Source organism: Sporosarcina sp. FSL K6-1540 (genome assembly GCF_038620285.1).
Classification (GTDB): domain Bacteria; phylum Bacillota; class Bacilli; order Bacillales_A; family Planococcaceae; genus Sporosarcina; species Sporosarcina psychrophila.
Genome location: NZ_CP152018.1, coordinates 742,754 through 763,205, shown reverse-complemented (window position 1 = coordinate 763,205; position 20,452 = coordinate 742,754). Strand labels below are relative to the sequence as shown.

General features: G+C 41.7%; 17 protein-coding genes. 16 read left to right on the top strand and 1 reads right to left on the bottom strand.

Annotation, left to right across the window (positions count from 1 at the left end):
* Positions 1-369 precede the first annotated feature (369 nt).
* From MKY15_RS03405 to argH, 14 genes are all read left to right on the top strand, one after another.
* The gene (locus MKY15_RS03405; protein ID WP_187045711.1) at positions 370-1,380 is read left to right on the top strand and encodes an asparaginase; all 1,011 of its coding nucleotides are present in this window, start codon (positions 370-372) and stop codon (positions 1,378-1,380) included.
* Between the two features lie 41 nt (positions 1,381-1,421).
* Positions 1,422-3,026 carry a glutathione ABC transporter substrate-binding protein gene (locus tag MKY15_RS03400; protein WP_342538969.1) on the top strand — a complete coding sequence of 535 codons (1,605 nt, stop codon included), beginning with the start codon at positions 1,422-1,424 and terminating at the stop codon, positions 3,024-3,026.
* A gap of 71 nt (positions 3,027-3,097) precedes the next feature.
* On the top strand, positions 3,098-4,018 hold the full coding sequence (gsiC, locus tag MKY15_RS03395) for a glutathione ABC transporter permease GsiC (RefSeq protein WP_187045709.1): 921 nt from the start codon (positions 3,098-3,100) through the stop codon (positions 4,016-4,018).
* A gap of 49 nt (positions 4,019-4,067) precedes the next feature.
* A complete protein-coding gene (locus MKY15_RS03390) occupies positions 4,068-4,937 on the top strand; it encodes an ABC transporter permease subunit (RefSeq protein ID WP_187047977.1) in 870 nt (289 codons plus the stop codon).
* Between the two features lie 25 nt (positions 4,938-4,962).
* Positions 4,963-6,012: an ABC transporter ATP-binding protein gene (locus MKY15_RS03385; protein ID WP_338655353.1), complete on the top strand. Its 1,050-nt coding sequence runs from the start codon at positions 4,963-4,965 to the stop codon at positions 6,010-6,012.
* A complete protein-coding gene (locus tag MKY15_RS03380) occupies positions 5,942-6,919 on the top strand; it encodes a dipeptide ABC transporter ATP-binding protein (protein ID WP_342538968.1) in 978 nt (325 codons plus the stop codon). Before MKY15_RS03385 ends, MKY15_RS03380 begins: the two co-directional genes overlap by 71 nt.
* Before the next feature lie 4 nt (positions 6,920-6,923).
* Positions 6,924-7,919 (top strand): winged-helix domain-containing protein, encoded by a 996-nt coding sequence (locus tag MKY15_RS03375; RefSeq protein ID WP_338655355.1) that lies wholly within the window; start codon positions 6,924-6,926, stop codon positions 7,917-7,919.
* An 89-nt stretch (positions 7,920-8,008) separates the two neighbouring features.
* Positions 8,009-8,857: a D-amino-acid transaminase gene (gene dat, locus MKY15_RS03370; protein WP_338655356.1), complete on the top strand. Its 849-nt coding sequence runs from the start codon at positions 8,009-8,011 to the stop codon at positions 8,855-8,857.
* Between the two features lie 318 nt (positions 8,858-9,175).
* Positions 9,176-9,994 (top strand): M55 family metallopeptidase, encoded by an 819-nt coding sequence (locus MKY15_RS03365; protein WP_187045704.1) that lies wholly within the window; start codon positions 9,176-9,178, stop codon positions 9,992-9,994.
* Positions 9,995-10,039: 45 nt separating this feature from the next.
* Positions 10,040-11,104, top strand: coding sequence for a P1 family peptidase (locus tag MKY15_RS03360; protein WP_342538967.1), 1,065 nt, complete (start codon positions 10,040-10,042; stop codon positions 11,102-11,104).
* A 265-nt stretch (positions 11,105-11,369) separates the two neighbouring features.
* Positions 11,370-12,422, top strand: coding sequence for an extracellular solute-binding protein (locus MKY15_RS03355; RefSeq protein WP_156476180.1), 1,053 nt, complete (start codon positions 11,370-11,372; stop codon positions 12,420-12,422).
* Between the two features lie 395 nt (positions 12,423-12,817).
* Positions 12,818-13,888, top strand: coding sequence for an ABC transporter ATP-binding protein (locus tag MKY15_RS03350; RefSeq protein ID WP_187045702.1), 1,071 nt, complete (start codon positions 12,818-12,820; stop codon positions 13,886-13,888).
* A 12-nt stretch (positions 13,889-13,900) separates the two neighbouring features.
* Complete coding sequence (locus MKY15_RS03345) at positions 13,901-15,622, top strand: iron ABC transporter permease (protein WP_342538966.1); 1,722 nt, start codon at positions 13,901-13,903, stop codon at positions 15,620-15,622.
* Positions 15,623-15,656: 34 nt separating this feature from the next.
* Positions 15,657-17,174 (top strand): argininosuccinate lyase, encoded by a 1,518-nt coding sequence (gene argH / locus MKY15_RS03340; protein ID WP_187045700.1) that lies wholly within the window; start codon positions 15,657-15,659, stop codon positions 17,172-17,174.
* A gap of 122 nt (positions 17,175-17,296) precedes the next feature.
* Here argH and MKY15_RS03335 read toward each other — a convergent pair whose 3' ends face one another.
* Positions 17,297-17,842, bottom strand: a complete 546-nt coding sequence (locus MKY15_RS03335) for an XRE family transcriptional regulator (protein WP_342538965.1) — start codon at positions 17,840-17,842, stop codon at positions 17,297-17,299.
* Positions 17,843-17,954: 112 nt separating this feature from the next.
* Between MKY15_RS03335 and MKY15_RS03330 the strand changes: the two genes are divergently transcribed.
* Positions 17,955-19,232, top strand: coding sequence for an MFS transporter (locus tag MKY15_RS03330; protein WP_187045698.1), 1,278 nt, complete (start codon positions 17,955-17,957; stop codon positions 19,230-19,232).
* Positions 19,233-19,253: 21 nt separating this feature from the next.
* On the top strand, positions 19,254-20,243 hold the full coding sequence (locus MKY15_RS03325; protein ID WP_342538964.1) for an ornithine cyclodeaminase family protein: 990 nt from the start codon (positions 19,254-19,256) through the stop codon (positions 20,241-20,243).
* The last annotated feature ends 209 nt before the right edge of the window (positions 20,244-20,452 follow it).

Here is a 20,452-nt window from a genome sequence, read left to right as displayed (position 1 = left end):
TAAACTGCCGCCCCGCTACCCCTTCTAAATCGCCTACACTCAGTTTATATAGCTACTCATATGTTCAATATATAAGCTCTATATGATGCTGGACCCGATGCCCTCTAAAATTACAGGTCTTCACGCGTCCATGATTTTACCTGCAGACTCGTTGCTACTTGTTATTGCAAGTCCGCTCATTGTATCTGTTATCAAAGGATTGTCCAAATTTACCACTTTAGGTATTATATTTTACCTATTCACGCATATATCAACGCATTAACCCATGATTAGTTTTTAGAATAGGGAGCATATTCTAAATAAAGGGTTGTAATAAGGTGTAACATGAGATAATATAGTTAGAAAATACAGATAACAAGAGGTGCAACTATGAATGCTGAACATTTAGTAGATGTAATAAGAGGAGATAATGTTGAAAGTGAGCATTGGGGACATATTGCAGTAGTGAATAGTGAAGGTAAACTTCTCTATTCCAAAGGAAATCCTAATAGGGTAACGTTTGCTCGCTCGTCAATGAAACCTTTACAAGCGATTCCGATTGTTGAAACAGGAGCAGCTGACCATTATCAATTCAATCAGGCAGATCTGTCATTAGCTTGTGCATCACATAATGGAGAAAATCAGCATACCGACCGGGTAAAAACCATTTTATCTAGACTAGGGCTTGGAACGGACGATTTGAAATGCGGCACGCATCCTCCACGCTGGACAGAAGCGTATGAAGCATTAATTATAGCGGGTAAGGAAATCACGCCCGAATATAACAACTGTTCTGGGAAACATAGCGGCATGTTAACTACAGCCATACATATGGGTGAGAGTTTGGAAGATTACTATAAAACGGATCATCCAGTTCAGAAAAGAATTATGGAAGTGATAAGTGATATCTCTGAAACACCCTTAAATGAGATAGAAATTGGTATTGATGGTTGCGGAGTTCCTGTCCATGGCATTCCACTAAAAAACCTCGCATTAAGTTTTGCAAAGATGGCAAAACCAATATCATTTCCTGAAAAAAGAAAAAATGCAATTGAGCAAGTGACTGCAGCTATGATGGCAGCACCAGAAATGGTCGGAGGCACTAACCGCTTTTGTTCAGATTTTATGAGGATTGAAGATGGAAGAATGTTTGGAAAAGCCGGGGCTGAAGGAGTTTACTGTATAGGAGATCTTGAAACAGGTCTTGGAATTGCCATTAAAATTGAGGATGGTAATGGTCGAGCAACTTCGCCTGTTGCGGTGGAAGTGCTAAAACAGCTCGATTTACTCAATGAAAAACAGATTAAACTATTACATGATTATCACTATCCGAAGTTGAAGAATGCGAGACAGGAAGTCGTCGGACAATTAAGTCCAATCTTTTCATTGAAAAATGCGTAATGCATTTTATCATAAAAAAAGTTAGTAAAGGGGAGAAGAAGATGAAAAAAGCGTATGGTTTAATTTCTTTACTGGCCTTAATGATGCTACTCGTTTTAGCCGGCTGTAGCAGTGATTCAAAAGAGGGCAGTAAAGATGCTAGTAAAGAGGATGGAAAGCCTGCTGAAAAAGCTAAAAAAGAAGGTAAGGATATCGTCATTGCTGTAGCGGATAACTTTACAGGCATGGACCCACATGACACAAATGACACGCTATCTGGCTCAGCTCAAAAAGCAATGCTTGAAGGACTTGTAGGGTTTGATAAAGATATGAATGTGATTCCACTTTTGGCTGAAGAGTATTCGGCAAATGCTGAGGCAACTGAATTCACATTCAAATTACGTGAAAATGTGAAATTCCATGATGGAACGCCTTTTAATGCAGAAGCGGTAAAAGTGAACTTTGATAGATTATCAGATCCAAATAGCGGATTGAAGAGACACAGCCTCTACGCTTTAATTGAAAAAACAGAAGTTGTTAATGAATATGAAGTGAAATTTACACTATCAGAACCTTTCGGCGCGATGATCAACACGTTCGCTCATCCAGCTGGATTAATGCACAGCCCGAAAGCTTTAAAAGAGTTTGGGAAAGAAGTTGCAAGAAATCCAGTTGGAACTGGGGCATTTAAATTTGTTGAATGGAAACCGAGTGAAGGTCTAAAAATTGAAAAGAACGAAGAATATTGGAATGCAGGATTCCCGAAAGTAGATTCCATCACATTTAAACCGGTATCGGAAAATGGATCAAGAATTGCGATGTTGCAAACAGGTGAAGCGGACTTCATTTATCCAGTTCCCACTGAACAAGTAGAGGGAATTAACGGGAAAAACGGTATAGAAGTTGAAAGTAAGCCTTCTATTGTAGTTCGTTACATGTCTATGAACACATTAAAAGCACCATATGATGACGTTAAAGTTAGGCAAGCACTTAACTATGCAATTAATAAAGAAGCTTTCGTCAAAGTTGTAATGAACGATCAAGGAACTGTATTGGATTCCATTATTGCACCTGACGTTCAGTTTTACTCAAAACAAGAGCCTTATGCATTTGACCTTGAAAAAGCGCAGGACCTACTAAAAGAAGCTGGCGTTGAAAAGGGCTTTAAAGCGAAACTATGGGGCGGCAACAGCTCTGGCGCGATTAAGGCAATGGAATTCTTACAACAGCAAATGGCACAAGTTGGTATAGATGTTGAAGTTGTACCAATGGAATCAGGCACAATATCGGACAAAATTTGGTCTGTTCAAAACCCAGACGATGCTGAGCTTGAATTGTACTATGGTGGATGGTCACCGTCTACTGGCGATGCTGACTGGGGTATTCGTCCACTTGTTGGGGGCAAAGATGCATTCCCGCCTATGTCATATAACGTTTCTTATTACGACAATCCTGAAGTAGATCAGCTAATTCTAGATGGTCTGCAAACAGCAGATTTGGATAAACGAGCAAAAGCTTATGAAGATGCACAGAAATTAGTTTGGGATGATGCACCTTGGGTCTTCTTATCTGCTGACAATACATTGGCTGGTAAGAAGAACTATCTAAAAGGAATCTATCTGTTACCGGATGGTTCATTGAGCGTATCAGATATTGAAATCGAGTAATGAATTGATAAAAGGGCGCTATATATAATTAATATATAGCGCTCTATCTATATACCAAAGGAGTGGTTCAATTGTTTCGATTCATCATTAAAAGACTACTCGAAATTATCCCGATCCTGTTGATTGTATCCATTCTAATTTTTCTATTCGTACATATGATTCCTGGGGATCCAGCCCGTCTAGTTGCCGGCGAAGATGCAACACTGGCAGATGTGGAGATGGTGAGGAAGGAACTAGGCTTGGATAAGCCGATTGTAGAACAGTATGTCACTTATATGAAAAACCTTTTTAAAGGAGACATGGGGAATTCACTAAAAACAAATCGGCCGGTGAGCGATGAGATAGGCGAACGATTCATGCCGACATTTTGGTTAACCGTCTGGAGTATGGTGTGGGCGGTCATTGTTGGTTTAGTGATTGGTGTAATTTCGGCAACAAAAAGGAATAAATGGCAGGATTATTTAGGAATGTTTGGAGCTGTTTCAGGGTTATCGTTGCCGTCATTCTGGCTAGGACTCATGCTTATCCAACTTTTCGCCGTAACGCTTGGCTGGCTACCTACTGGAGGAATGGAGTCATGGAAGAGTTATATCCTTCCTGCATTCACTCTTGGAACCGGTGTAGCAGCTGTAGTCGCACGTTTTACACGATCATCTTTGATGGATGTGCTGAAAGAAGATTATATCCGTACAGGCAGATCAAAAGGATTAAGCGAACGTAATGTTACGTGGGGACATGGATTAAGAAACGCAATGATTCCCGTTGTTACAATGACAGGTTTGCAATTCGGTTTCCTGCTCGGAGGATCAGTTGTCATTGAAACTGTATTCAGCTGGCCGGGGTTAGGAAAACTACTAATCGACTCAGTTGCTTACCGTGACTACCCGGTTATTCAAGCAGAAATGATGATCTTTGCTTTAGAATTCATCGTAATTAATCTAATTGTTGATCTGTTGTATGGCATCTTGAATCCACAGATCCGGTATGAGTAAGGAGGGGACCAAAGTGGTTGAAGTAAAACTGTCTAAAAAAGAAGAATATATGCAACGAACCTTGGAAAATATTACATCGAATACACCATTCTCTGAGTTTTGGAGGAAGTTCAAAAAACAAAAACTTGCGTTTGTATCATTCTTTTTTGTGCTATTTCTGATTGCACTTGCACTTGTCGGCCCATTTTTTGTGCCTTACGATATAGCAGAACCAGATTATGACAATGTACTTTCTGGTCCTTCAGCTCAACACTGGGCGGGAACCGATGCTTATGGTAGGGACATTTTCAGCAGAATTATCGCAGGTACACAAATTTCTTTATACGTCGGATTAACTTCCGTTTTCTTAGGAGCAATTGGGGGAACATTTTTAGGGCTTATTGCAGGCTATTACGGTAGAAAAATCGACATGATTATCATGCGCATGTGTGATGTATTACTCGCATTCCCTGGAATCTTGTTAGCTATCGGTATTATTGCAATTCTGGGACCTGGGCTTAGCAACGTCGTCATAGCGGTCGCGATTTTCAGTGTTCCGGTATTTGCCCGAATTGTACGTAGCTCGACGCTAGCTGTTAAGTCAACCCTCTATGTTGAGGCTACAAAATCAATTGGTGCAAGACCACGTCGAATAATTTGGAAGCATGTCTTTCCAGGAACATTATCTAGTATTATTGTCTATTTCACGATGCGAATCGGTTCGGCAATCTTAACAGCAGCAAGCTTAAGTTTCCTTGGGCTAGGGGCACAGCCGCCTTCACCTGAGTGGGGTGCCATGTTAAGCGGCGGACGGGATTATTTAAATATTGCACCACATGTGACAGTCTTTCCGGGACTCGCAATCTTCATCACTGTACTTGCATTTAACCTTCTAGGTGATGGCTTACGTGATGCGCTTGATCCGAAAATTAAGGACTGATACTTGGTAGAAAGGAGGCATTCTAGTGGATCAAACTGTACTGAAAGTAAATAACCTACAAACACATTTCACAAGTGATTCCGGTGTTGTAAAAGCGGTGGACGGAGTCTCTTTTGAAGTTTCAAAAGGTGAAACACTTGGCATAGTTGGAGAATCGGGAAGCGGGAAGAGTGTTACCTCACTCTCAATTATGAGGTTGTTGAAAGACACACCCGGGCATATTGCAGGTGGAGAAATTCTTTATGAAGGCAGAGATCTTGTCAAAATCAGCGAAAATGAAATGCGAAAAATCCGCGGCAATGAAATTGCGATGATATTTCAAGAACCAATGACTTCATTGAATCCCGTATTTAAAATTGGGCGTCAATTGGAAGAAGCTATTATCCTTCATTTAAAGATGTCGAAAAAGCAGGCGAGAGTTAGATCAATTGAAATGCTAACAGCAGTTGGAATTTCACGCCCAGACAAAATTGTCCATGAGTTTCCGCATCAGTTGTCAGGTGGCATGCGTCAACGTGTCATGATTGCGATGGCCATGGCTTGTAACCCGAAAGTCTTGATAGCTGATGAACCGACAACGGCACTGGATGTGACAATACAAGCGCAGATATTAGATTTAATGCGTAACTTGACGAAAACAACAGATACTGCCATTTTACTTATTACGCATGATTTAGGTGTAGTTGCAGAAATGTGTGATCGTGTTGTGGTCATGTACGGGGGGCGTGCAGTAGAAGAAAGCGATGTCCTATCAATCTTTGCTAATCCGAAACACCCTTATACGCAGGGATTACTGGCTTCTATTCCTAAGATAGGGGAAAGGGTAGAACGATTGCAATCTATTCCGGGTAATGTTCCGATACCATCGAGGATGCCGGAAGGTTGTAAGTTTGCCCCGAGATGTCCACATGCAATGGATATATGCTGGGAAAAAGAACCTGAATTTAAAGAAGTATTAGTGAAGCATTCTGTCAGATGCTGGTTACACGAGGAGGTGCATCAAGATGAGTCAGAACTTGCTGGAAGTACACAACATAAAAAAGTATTTTCCGATAAAGAAAAAGCTGTTCAGTAAAAAGAAAGGGTTTGTAAAAGCGGTAGATGGTGTTTCATTTACTGTGAAAAAGGGAGAGACATTAAGCATCGTTGGAGAAAGTGGCTGTGGAAAGTCCACTACCGGCAGAGTATTAATGAAGTTATTGGATGCGACGGAAGGACGAATTATTTTTGAGGGGCAAGACATCACCGATTTAACGGATGATGAAATTCGCCCGCTACGAAAAGAATTCCAAATGGTTTTCCAAGATCCCTATGCGTCACTCAATCCTCGGCTTACTGTAAAAGAAATCATCGAAGAACCACTGATCGTTCATAATATCGAAAAATCGAAAAGGGCAGACCGTGTTATTGAATTATTGGAAGTTGTCGGGTTGAATAGATACCATGCGAATCGCTATCCCCATGAGTTTAGTGGTGGGCAGCGCCAACGAATCGGTATTGCACGAGCACTGGCAGTGAATCCAAAGCTTATCATTGCAGATGAACCGGTTTCGGCACTTGACGTTTCCATTCAATCACAAATTCTAAACTTATTAAAAGATTTACAGGAACAATATAATTTGACATATGTATTTATCGCGCATGATTTAAGTGTAGTAGAACATATTTCGGATCGGGTTGGGGTTATGTATTTAGGGAGGCTTGTCGAATTGGCTGATCGGGATGGATTGTTCGGAGGTCCACTTCATCCTTACACGAAAGCTTTACTAAGTGCAGTTCCAATTCCGGATCCTACTTTAAGAAGAGATCGAATTATATTAAAAGGGGATATACCGAGTCCGGCCGATCCGCCTTCTGGATGCACATTCCACACTCGTTGTCCTTTTGCCCAACAATTATGCAAAGATCAAGTACCCGAGTTCCGGGAATTAGGCAAAGGTCATTTTGTGGCTTGTCATTTTGCAGAAGAATTACGGGGTTAATTAGATGCGAAAACTTCATGTTATTTCAATTCAAAAAGCTTATTTAGACATCGTGGTCAATCAATTAGTGGAGATATTTGGAGATGAAATTGAGTTATCTGCAATCACGCTCCAAGAGCTTACAATGGATGTCATTGCGGAACAGGATATTGTTATCCTGTCTAAAGAGATATTAAAGGGAATAACTCGTCCGTTCATACCGGAATCATGTCCAATTATTATTGCCAAGCGCGAAGTAAATATAGCAGCAACGAAAGACCTGTACAAACTGCTAAACGGACAACAAATTCTAGTCATAAACGACACTATGGAACATGCTGTAGAAACAGCTCGTTCCCTTAAAAGTATCTATTTTGAGCACGACTATATTGCTTATGATCCTATGAATTTAATGCCTTCCAATATCAATTGGATTGTTACTCCTGGAGAGAAGGAACTTGTTCCGAGGGAATTTGAAAATGTGATTGATATTGCCCCAAGGACACTGGATTTCAAAACTGTGCTGGAGACAGCTAAATTCGTGAAATCTGAAATGGGACAGATTTCATTAATGAATAGATTCTATAAATCGCAATTGGCATTGGCAGAAAAGTGGAATGATGAAAACGAACTTCAGTATAAGAAAGTATTGGTTCAACAGGCTGATAAGCGTTCAAAAGTCGAGGATAGGAAGGAAAAGTATAACTCCTTGGCTGTAGAAACAATGAGGTCGATTATCGATAAAATTGAAGAACATGGTTTTTTAGAAGAGAGTTTAGCAATCTTAGCTGTCTACAAAGAAGCTAAGGGGAATTTCGAATCCTTTGGTCGTGCAAAAGTAAAACTGAAATTACGAGATGCTGGTATTACGTTTTCCGATCAACAACTTCGGCTTCGATTAGAAATACTGCAGGAGATAGGTTTAGTCAATGCGCGTCAAGGCAGGGGCGGGACGAAGTTATCGGATAAAGGCGAAACATTTTTGAAACAGCACAATGAAGTAGCAAGTAACGAATTTTAGAGGCGAGTTCAGATTTAGATAAACAAATTCTGTGGTATCAATTGATTTACCGGATTAATAGCGATGCCTATATTGAGGAGGATTATTATATGACAATTGGTTATTTTAATGGTGAATTTATTTCAGTTGAGCAACTTGTTATTCCTATCGACGAACGAGGTCATCAATTTGGCGATGGTGTTTATGAGGTGATTCGAGTTTACGACGGTAAATTCTTCATGTTAGAAGAACATATTGAGCGGCTATTTAAAAGTGCACAAGCAATTAGGCTGCAAGGTGATCAATCTATAGAAGAGATTCGACAGCTTATCCACGAAGCGGTTGAGAAATCAGGCTTGGCAGATTGTGATGTTTATATTCAAATTACAAGAGGCGTTGCAACGAGAAAGCACTTATTCCCAGACGTGCCTGTCTCGGTTTCAATGACAATTAGGCCAATGAAACCAACAAGTGATACCGTCAGAGAAAAAGGAATGAAGGCGATATTCCATGAAGATGAACGATGGGCAAACTGTTATATTAAATCATTAAATCTTCTGCCGAATATACTGGCTAAACAAACCGCCCAAGACGCTGGTTGTTATGAAGCAATTCTTGTGAAAGATGGTTTCGTGACAGAAGGAACGAGTTCTAATGTGTATATAGTAAGCGACAAGACAATCTATACAACACCGCTTTCAAAACATATTTTAGCTGGAATTACACGGATGGCGGTAAAAGAACTTGCAAATGGTCTTGGTGTTCCATTTGTTGAAAAACAATTCACGACTGAAGAATTGATGCAGGCGGATGAGGTTTTCATTACAAGTACAACTAATGAAGTCATGCCGATTGTTAATGTAGACGGGAAGAATATTAAGGACGGGTCTGCTGGGGAAATGACTTTGAAGTTGAATGCAAAGCTTATGGAACTGGTTAAGTCTGTCCAACATACTTAAGTAGTATTGATTGTGAGTGTCTCCTTTTAAGATGGGGCGTTGGGAGAGTTATAATCCGACAAACCTAATTACAAGGAGTTTTTTTAGATAGTACATTGGGCCAGTCCCAGTTGCTACCACAAATCGTATGTTGTCAGTAACTAGGACTATGTGTTTTAACAGAGTGAAGGCGCCTAACAAGGGGTAGCCGAAGCCCTAAGACTGGCGGCGAAGCTGCTTGGCTTAGGGCGGGAGGCATCCCCTAGCGCCCTAGCGGATTCGATGGAGTTCTTTAATTCAATATATAGAATGAAAAATCACTTTGTGAAAGGAGCAACTATGCGCGTTTATATTTCAGCTGATATAGAAGGTGTCTCAGGGGTCGTTCATGGCGAACATACAGCCCGGGATGGTAGAGAGCATGACTATGCACGGATGTTGATGACTGAAGAGGTTAATGCTTGCGTACTTGGCGCGTTGGAGGCGGGAGCAGAAAAAGTTGTTGTCAATGACTCCCACGGAACAATGCGTAATATCTATCATGAGAAATTACATACGAAAGCAGAACTTATTCTAGGGGGACCGAAAAAACTGGCGATGATGGAAGGGATTAGTGCGGATTTCGACGCGGTTCTTTTTGTCGGGTATCACACTCGAATGGGTACAGATGGTATATTAAATCATACATTTAATGGTCGGGTAGTCAGGACTATTGAAGTAAATGGAGTAGAGCTTGGGGAATTTGGTCTAAATGCCCTGGTTGCCGGTCATTTTGATGTGCCAGTTGTGTTTGTATCAGGCTGTAATTTAGTAGCAATCGAAGCCGAGGAGTGCATTCCAGATATTCATCAGGCAATCGTAAAACAAACGATTAATCGAACTACGGCTCTGAACGTCCATCCGGTTAGGGCAAGGGAACTCATAAAAGAAGGCACGAAAAAAGCGTTGCTCCACCGCGACGAGATTAAACCATTTACTATGGAAGCACCTTATACAGTGAAAATGGAGTTTTTGCATACCGGTCTGGCTGATGCAGTTGAGATAGTACCCTTCGTGAAAAGGACAGGACCCCTTACGATTTCATTTGTCACTGATGATGTGTTGGAGTGTTATCAATTGATTAGAAGTTCAATCATGATTGCGAGTTCAGTATCTTGAACTAGTCATTCATCTAAAAACCACTATTACCTGGAGTGATTAAAATTGAAGCTACAACAGCCAAAGAAAATTAGAGATAGAGGTATTACGATTGGTCGTCTTCCGGTCGGACAAAAGAATTGTATTACGGATGTAAAGGGTGTGAAAGTTGGGCATGTCACACTGGATAATCCATTGCAGGGAGCTGAATACGCCGCTACTGGCGTGACTGCTATATTACCGCATGGGGACAATTTGTTCATGAATAAAGTAGTGGGCGCGAGTTACGTATTGAATGGTTTCGGAAAGACAACAGGACTCGTCCAAGTGGATGAATTAGGGCTGATTGAGTCACCGATTATGCTAACCAATACGTTTGGTGTTCCAGCGGTTACACAAGGGGCCTTGCAGTATATGTTAGAACAAAACCCTGAGATTGGAGATACAACTGGAACTATAAATTTGGTTGTCGGGGAATGTAATGACAGCAGGCTAAACTCGATTCGCGAGCTACCGATTCAACCAAGTCACGCGATTGCTTCTATTAAACAAGCTTCCACTGAGGCTTCCCTAGAAGGGGCGGTTGGAGCTGGAAAAGGCATGATTTGTTTTGGGTATAAAGGCGGAATCGGCTCTTCCTCACGAACTATCAAAGATGGCACAAGTGGAGAGACCTATACAATTGGTTGTTTAGTCCTTAGTAACTTCGGACGGAAAGAAGACTTTCAAATTGACAGATATCATCTGAGTGACCATCAGGATGTGCCTACCTATCCTAAACCAGCTGATGGATCCATCATGATTGTCTTGGCTACAGATGCACCGCTGGGCAGCAGGCAGTTAAAGCGGCTGGCGAAAAGATGTGGTATAGGACTAGGGAGAACTGGTAGTCATTTTAGTAATGGCAGTGGTGACATTATCATCGCTTTTTCGACGGCTCATAAAATCCCGCATTTCACTACGGATACTGTTGAAACAAGGCTAGAGCTAAGAGACGATCATCCGATTATGAATGACCTTTTCTCAGGAGCATCAGATGTTACAGAGGAAGCGATTTTAAATTCATTGTCGCAGGCAGTGACGACTACGGGACGAATGGGGAATACCGTACACGCCTATCCATTTGGATGAACATGAAATAATGAAGCGACCTTTTCAAGCATTAAAGTGCTTGAAGGGGTTCTTTTTTGTTTAATGAAAATAGTTACGGTTATAAATTGTATTTAGAAAATACCGATAAATTTGACTTGAATGAATTTCCATTTTACACTAAATGAAACATCTCTAGTTGGGGAACCATATAGTAACAGAGTGGTAGTTAATTCCTCGGTACCTTGCAATCGTTTATATAACTAAAAGGGGGGTCATTTTATTGAAGAAAAAAGGAATCTTTAGTATGTTGCTTGTCCTGTTTCTCCTTGTTGCCGCAGCGTGTGGTAATGATAAAGGGGAAGGCGACACCAAAAAGGACGATGACGTAGTGAAAGAAGAAGGCGCTTCAGGCAAGCTCGTTATTTACACAGGGCGTGATGAAAGTGTTGTTGAGAAGGTCGTTGGAATGTTCAATGAAAAATACCCTGACATTCAAGTTGATAATTTGACGATGGGGGCACAACAAATACTGGAGCGTGTCCGCGGTGAGAAAGCGAATCCTCAAGCGGACTTCTGGTGGGGCGGTACACAATCCGCAATGATGGTGGCGGCGGATGAAGATCTGCTTATGCCGTTCAAGCCGTCATTTGACGAGGCGATTGCGGCCGACTATAAAGATGCTGAAGGCAGATGGTACGGAGAAATGCTATTGCCGGAAGTCATTATGATCAATAGCGATGTATTAACACCGGAAACGGGTCCGCAAGATTGGGATGATTTGTTGAAGCCGGAATGGAAAGATAAAATTGTTATCCGCGGCGTTCTAGCGTCTGGTACGATGCGTACAATTTACTCATCAATGATTTATCGTCAAGGTGCGGATGATCCTGAAAAAGGCTATGAATGGCTTAAAGGCTTAGATGCAAACACGAAAGATTATGCGCAAGACCCGACGAATCTCTATTTGAAGCTGGTGCGTCAAGAAGGAACGGTGTCGTTGTGGAATTTGCAAGATATCTTGCTGCAAAGTAAATTGAACAACCAACCGTTTGACTATATTTATCCGAAAAGTGGTGCGCCGATTCTGGTAGATGCGGTCGGTATTGTCAACGATGCGAAAAATGAAGCGAATGCGAAATTATTCTACGAATTCCTCTTTGATCCAGAAGTACGTGCGGAACTTGCAGAAGAACTTTATCAGATTCCGACACGCTCGGATATTGCAAAAGAAGATATGCCGGATTGGTATCAAGACCTTGACCTGAAGGCGCTTGATATCGATTGGGAAGTGATGGCTGACAAAGAAGCGGAATGGATGGAGCATTGGGATTCGAATATCAAGGGTAAAGGGAAGTAATTATAGTTGAAAGATAAGTACACTTTTTCTACATGGAATAATGACTAGGCTCCTGTCGCATCTAGGCAGGCGGGCTGTGCTTTTCAGTAAGACCTCGGGTTATCACTCTCGAGGTCTTTCCATTACATAGTGACTATATTGTTGAACAAATGAACATCTATATAAACTGAGCGAAGGCGCCTTCTAAGGGGTAGCCAACCCAACAACGAAGAGTTCGGTTTGTATAATTTCTGCGTTCTTTGCAGAAATTATACAGTTAATGCTAAGAGGATATTTCATATAGGTTAAAGGATATCTCATCTGGCTTAGGGCGGGAGGCATACCCAAGCGCCGTAGCGGATTCAATGAACTTTTTTATTTCAACCTATATAGATTTGAGCGAAAGGGGTGACGGGATGAAGGGTGTTCGATTACAAGATATAACGAAAACGTTCGGAAAAGTTCACGGTGTGAAAGAGTTGAATATCGACATTCAACCTGGTGAATTTTTCACATTTCTTGGTCCGAGCGGATGTGGAAAGACGACGACGCTTCGTATGATTGCGGGATTTTATTACCCAACGGATGGGAAGATTTTTTTTGATGAACGTGATGTAACAAGGTTGCAGCCAAATAAGCGAGACATCGGCATGGTGTTCCAAAACTATGCACTTTTCCCGCATATGACGGTAAATGAAAATATTGCGTTTGGCTTAGAAGTGAGGAAGTTTTCGAAAGAGGATATAAAAGCAAAGGTGGATGAAGTGAGGGGCCTTGTGCGGCTTGAACAATACGGTGGGCGAAAAATCAATGAGCTTTCTGGCGGTCAGCAGCAACGTGTCGCATTAGCTCGGGCGCTCGTCATTAAACCGGATATTTTACTGTTGGATGAACCGTTATCGAACTTGGATGCCAAGTTGCGCGAAGAAACGCGTATTGAAATAAAAAGGCTGCAAGCGGAACTTGGTGTGACGACGGTCTATGTTACACATGATCAGACGGAAGCGATGGCGATGTCTGATCGCATTATGGTGATGGAAAACGGCTATGTACAACAGATTGGCACGCCACAGGAAATTTACAATCGTCCAGTGAATCGATTCGTTTCATCGTTCATTGGTGAATCGAATACGCTAGAAATGACTATCATGTCGATCGACAGTGAAAAAGTCGTTGTGAAAAATGAACAAGGTGTCACGCTGACGGGACTTCTTGAAAACAGTTCTCCACTTGCTCCGATGAATAAAGGGGAAACAATCCATGTGTCAATCCGTCCAGAATCAATTCTTCAAGGAGATGGGGAAAACACACTGACTGGAGAAATTACATTTGTTGAATTTACCGGTCTAAGTGTCAATTATATCGTGAAGATTCCTGGTATTACGCTCAAAGTAATGATTATTAATACAGGCGGAAAACTGTTGCAAATCGGGGATTCCATCCAGTTAAGTATCCCGTCTCGAAGCCTTTACTTTCTTGGGGAATAGGGGGCTAGACTTATGAAAAAACAGACAATCTACTCTTCGCAAGATAGTTTGTGGGCACGTATTACGCGGTCTCCTTCATTTATCTATGTCCTTATATCACCATTGTTCCTCATTTTATTTGGATATGTTATTTTTCCATTTTACCAAACGTTCATCCAAAGCTTTGGCAGTGAGACAGGGCTGAACAATTATAAAAAGTTTTTCAGTTTGGAGAGTACATCCAATCTGGAAGCACTCTGGACGAGTGTGTACATTTCAGTAATTAGTGTTATTACGTGTGCGATTGTCGGCGTGTTGATGGCTTTTTTACTGGAGCGGTATGACTTTCCGGGGCGGCGTGTATTGTCCGTTCTTGTTTTAGTGCCAATGGCGTTGCCGCCGTTAGTTGGTGTGCTGTCGTTTACATTTTTATATGGGGAAAGTGGGATTATTCCACGTGGTCTCCAGCATTTATTCAACTTAGAGCAAGTGCCTTTCAAGCTAAAAGGGGTATGGGGCGTTATTGTGGTCCATACGTTTACGATGTATACGTACTTCTATTTGACCGCGTCGGCGGCGATTAAGGGGCTCGATCCGTCACTCGAAGAAGCGGCGACAAACCTAGGTGCGAGCAGAATTCGAATATGGCGAAAAATTATTTTACCAATGCTGACGCCTTCCATTGTGGCCGCGGCGCTTCTCGTGTTCATGATTTCGATGGCGTCATACACAGCACCGCTCATTTTTGGAGTGGAGCGGACGATGACGATGCAAATCTATTTATCGAGAACGAATGGCAACTTGGATATGGCCGCAACACAATCGACAATATTATCATTTGTATCAATTTCATTTTTAATCATCATGAGATGGTACCAAAATAGGCGTAATTACCAAAACTTAAGCAAAGGAATTAGTGTCCATCGTTCGGAAGTGAAGTCGAAGGCGATGAAAGTGGTTTCCGTCATTCTATCTTTTGTTGGCGTTCTCATCTTGTTATTGCCGATTTTGACGCTCATTCTCATATCGTTATCTGTGGATGGCACGTGGACGACTCAAGTGTTGCCACCTGAATATACGTTTGACCATTATAAAGCATTATTCACGGATGAAAGGACATGGCGACCAATTTGGAACTCGTTGCAAATGGGCTTTGTTGCAACGCTTGGTAATATCGTGTTCGGTGTTGCAGCGGCGTATGCGATGGTAAGGCTTAATTTCAAAGGGAAGACATTGCTTGATATTTTAATCATGGTTCCGTGGGCGCTTCCGGGTACTGTCGTAGCAGTGAATTTGATTGCAGCATTCAGTGAAGAAAACATTTTTGCTTTCAATCAAGTGTTGATAGGGACGTTTTGGATATTGCCACTCGCTTATTTCATTCGCCACTTGCCACTCGTTTTCCGCTCGACATCAGCGTCGTTAATGCAGATGGACCAATCGATAGAAGAGGCTTCGAGGAGTCTTGGCGCTGGTTGGTGGATGACGTTCCGAAAAATTGTTTTACCATTGACATTGACGGGAATTTTAGCAGGAACACTTCTTGCATTTGTTCAAAGTATCGGGGAGTTTGTAGCGTCGATCCTCATTTATAGTACGTCAACGATGCCATTATCGGTAGCTATTTTCCAAAAGATGTATGCCTTTAAATTTGGAACAGCCTGCGCTTATGGTGTGTTGCAAATCATTTTAATCCTCATTGTGTTGACGATTTCTGAAAAGTTATCTAAAGGAACTGCTGGTTCGGCGATTTAATTACTTAATTCCGAATGAAAGGGTGGATTACCTAATGATTAGGAGCTTCAAAGATCGCATCAATGAAGTCGAAGGAGAAGAGTTTCCGTCTAAAACGTATCGGAAAATGGTTTTGCAACCTGCTTATGATGAAGCGAAGAAGTACTTTTTACATTCGATGATTCAGATTCATACTGCACATTTAAAAATGTTGGAAGAGCAAGGTATTGTCAGTCAGGAAGATGCAGTGACGATTGGAAAAGCAATCCAGACACTCGATGTGGCTTATTACAGTACGGACCATTACAATCCGCTGTTTGAAGATCTCTTTTTCCGCATTGAGCATGATTTGATTGAGGATGCAGGGGAGATTGCGGGGAATTTGCATATTGCGCGAAGCCGGAATGATATGGGAATCGCTATTTACAGAATGACATTACGCAAAAAACTGCTTGAGTTGATGAGTGAGATGCTAGCGTTAAAAGATGCACTGATTGCATTTTGTGAAGAGCATGTCGATACGGTGATGATTGGTTATACCCATACGCAACAAGCGCAACCGACAACGCTCGCCCATTATTTAAAGGCAGTAATTGATCAACTCGGCAGAGATTTCAAGCGCGTTCAGTCGGCGTTTGGAACTGTAAATCGAAGCAGTATGGGAGCGGCTGCACTAACAACAACGGGTTTTGCAATCAGCCGTGAACGAATGCGAGATTTGCTGGCGTTTGACGATATTATCGAGAATTCATGGGATGCGGTGGCTGGCGCGGATTACATTACGGAATCGGCGAGTGCAGTCCAGTTGTCCGCGTTAAATTTGGGGCGTACTGTTCAAGACTTTCTAACATGGGCGACGCAGGAGTTTAATGTTTTCACTTTGGCTGATCCATATGTCCAAATAAGTTCGATCATGCCTCAAAAACGAAACCCGGTGTCGATTGAACATATGCGTTCTTTATTGTCAGCAGTTGTGGGTGATACGAATACAGTGTTGACGATGGTGCACAACACACCGTTTGGGGATATTGTGGATACGGAAGACGATATGCAGCCTTTTTTGTGGAAAGCGATTGATCGGCTGATTGGAATCTACCAATTGTTCGGCAGTGTCGTCCTAACAATGAAAGTAAATAAGAAAAAGTTACTTGAACGGGCGGAAAGCAGTTTTGCGAACGTGACAGAACTGGCTGATACATTGGTTCGTTCGGAGCAGATTACCTTCAGACAATCCCATCTAATCGTCAGTAATTGTGTGAAAGCATTGGTAGTGGCAGGCGAGGAATCGTTAATGAGCCTTACATGGAAACTGGCGAATGACCAGGCACAGCTTGTTTTGAATAAAGATTTACTAATCACTGAAGAGGATTTCTATAAAACATTACGTCCGCAACATTTCGTAGCTATACGAACGATCTACGGTGGGCCTTCCGCGGAAACGATGAAAGCTTCACTCGAACAATCGAAAGAGTTTACGAAAGAAGCAATGCATTGGCTCAATGATAAAGAACGTAGAATTATTGATGCAGAAATTCAGTTGGCAACATTTAAAACTGATTGGGGTAAGACTTGAAGACAGTCACCTACTCAATCCCAACACGAGCATGAAAGTTAGTGCAATACATTTTCATGTTGGAAATGACATGAGAAAAGATAAATAACCTCCGACCAATTGCTGGTTAGAGGTTATTTGTGTTATTTTTCATCATACGAAATACATAAAAAACGCACATCGTTATCAGTATAATTATACCAATAATGTAGGTCTCGGGAATCGACCATTATGGAGTCGAAGGCATCGAGTGTATGTAGTTTTTCTCCGATTTGTACAGTCAATTGTCCCTCGAGAACATATAAAAACTCCTGCCCTTCGTGGGTGATGGGATCACCTTCATTTTGATTAGGTTTCATGACAACAAGGAGTGGTGTAAATGCTGGTTGATTCATCTCACCGCTCAAATCTTTGTAATAAATATTATGTTCTTTCGTCCGTATTGGAACGGTTGAATTCCGATGAACTACTTCTTTTTCCTCATTTGGGTCGATGAAAAAGTAACTTGGATTCACTTCGAGAGCAATGGAAATCTTTTTAAGGGACTCCAGTGTTGCTGACGATTTCCCGCGTTCCAGTTGAGATAAAAAGCTAATGGAGAACCCGGTCATTTCAGCTAGGACTTTCAATGTCATACGTCTTTTTGTTCGAATTTCCTTTATTTTAATACCCAAGTTACTATCTTGCATTTAATCACTCCTTTAAAAAAATGTTGACAGAAAATTTTATTATCAATATGATAGAATTAATCTAAATTGAAGTGTCACTTCAATTTAGTTAACAAACAAAGGGGAGTTTGGTATGGATAAAAGAAAGATGAATCGCGTCTTGCTTGCGAGTCTTATAGGGAGCTCTATTGAATGGTTCGATTACTTTTTATACGGAACGGTAGCGGCACTTGTTTTTAATCAAGTATTTTTTGTTACCGAAGACCCGTCAGTCGGCCTAATACTAGCGTATGCATCGTTTGCACTCGCATTCTTCATCCGTCCGTTCGGGGGAATTATTTTTAGTCATATTGGTGACCGGATAGGAAGAAAGAAAACACTTGTCCTAACACTTTCGCTGATGGGTGTTGCAACATTCGGAATGGGGCTATTGCCAACATACCAAGCAATCGGTATTTGGGCGCCGATTCTACTGATTACACTGCGCTTGATTCAAGGGTTAGGAATCGGCGGAGAATGGGGTGGAGCATTACTGCTCGCTGTCGAATATGCACCAAAAGAAAAACGTGGACTTTATGGAAGTGTACCACAAATGGGAATTACGATTGGGATGCTACTTGGAACAATTGCACTTTCGATTATGACACTTCTTCCTGAAGATTCATTTATGACATGGGGATGGCGAGTTCCATTCATCTTAAGTGCGTTGCTTGTCGTGTTTGGGTTATGGATTCGTAAAGGAATTGACGAAACACCGTCGTTTAAGGCAGTACAGGAAAAAGGGGAAATTCCGAAAGTACCGCTATTCCATACGTTAAAATATCACTGGCGCGAAGTACTCATCGCAATTGGCGCAAAAGTTGTTGAAACTGCACCATTTTATATTTTCAGTACATTTGTTGTATCTTATGCAACGACAAATCTTGGGTTCACTCGGACAGCAACATTAGGTGCGGTTATGGTCGGAACAATTGTTACAACGATCTTAATACCGATTATGGGCGCTTTGTCTGACCGTGTTGGTAGAAAACCGTTGTATGTATTCGGAACAATCGCCATGGCATTGTATGCATTCCCATACTTCTGGTTAGTGAAACAAGGTTCGGTAACACTCCTAGTTATTGCAACAGTAATTGGACTGGGCGTCATTTGGGCACCGATTACCGCAGTTCTTGGCACAATGTTATCAGAAATTTTCTCTGCAGAAGTCCGTTATACGGGTATCTCACTCGGTTATCAGATTGGTGCGGCATTAGCAGGAGGAACAGCACCACTTGTTGCAACGGCACTTTTACTAAAGTTCAACAACTCATATGTGCCAGTCGCACTGTATATTATCTTTACTGCAGTCGTTTCATTGTTAGCGGTTTGGGCTGTAAAAGATCGTAAAGGTCAAGAGTTAGACGCATAAATTAAAAAAGGTGGTATAAACATGCTTTTATTGAATGAAAATGAGATTCAATCTATTTATGGAATGAAAGAAGCATTAGTAGACATCGAAAAGGTTTTACGTTCTAAGGTCGAAGGGAAGATAAAGAATCCGCCACGGACAGTCGTTGAATTCCCAGACCATAACGCATCTTCATTGTACATGCCAAGTGCTGATCTAGTAGAAGAAGTAGTTACTGTGAAAACGGTTACAATTTTCCCGAATAATCCAGCAGTTGGAAAGCCGACAACTCAAGGAGTCGTACTCGTTACGGATGCACAAAACGGGGAGCATCTTGCATTAATGAATGCATCGTATTTGACGAGATTGCGCACGGGTGCACTTAGCGGGTTGGCGACAGCGAAATTGTCAAAGTTGAATTCAACTGTGCTAACAGTTATAGGCACGGGTGGAATGGCATTTGAACAAGTTCTTGGTGTTCTAGCAGTTCGCGATATCAAAGAGATTCTCCTTGTTAATCCGACAGAAGAAAAAGCGGTGAAGTTTGGCGAAAGACTTCAAGCATTTGGAGTTAATGAAGAAGTTCAAATTACTATTGTAAGGGATGTAGCTGACGCGGTTCGTCGTGCAGATATCATTTGTTGCAGCACTCGGTCTACTACACCAGTTTTCAACGGAACCGATGTTAAGCCAGGGACGCATGTTAATGGGGTTGGATCCTATTTACCACATATGAGGGAAGTAGATTTCGAATTCATTCAACGTGCCAGTAAAATTGTCGTTGATGATCTGGAAGGTGTAACGGAAGAGGCAGGGGAATTGATTCATGCTGCTACTGAGCCAAACTGGGGATTCGAAAAAATTCACGGGGAGCTAATGGATGTCGTTATCGGAAAGCTAGATGCCCGCACGAATGATGAAGAGATTACTTTCTTCAAATCGGTAGGTGCGGCATATTTCGATTTGGCCGTTGCGCAAGGCGTCTATCGAAAAGCGAATGATCAAGGCATCGGGGTACAATTTGAGATATAAGTAGTCGGGAAATAGGAAAGACACCATTTTGATAGTTCAAATGGTGTTTTTTTCTGTGGTGCATTTGTATGATTTTTACGAATTGTAATGAGTTCCTTCTATTATAGAGCCATATTTTTAACAATGGCACTCGACGGGTTGGGAGATAGAAGTATGGTAGACTGTTTTAAGCGTCCGGTTAACGGGTATAGAATACTATAGGTGAATGA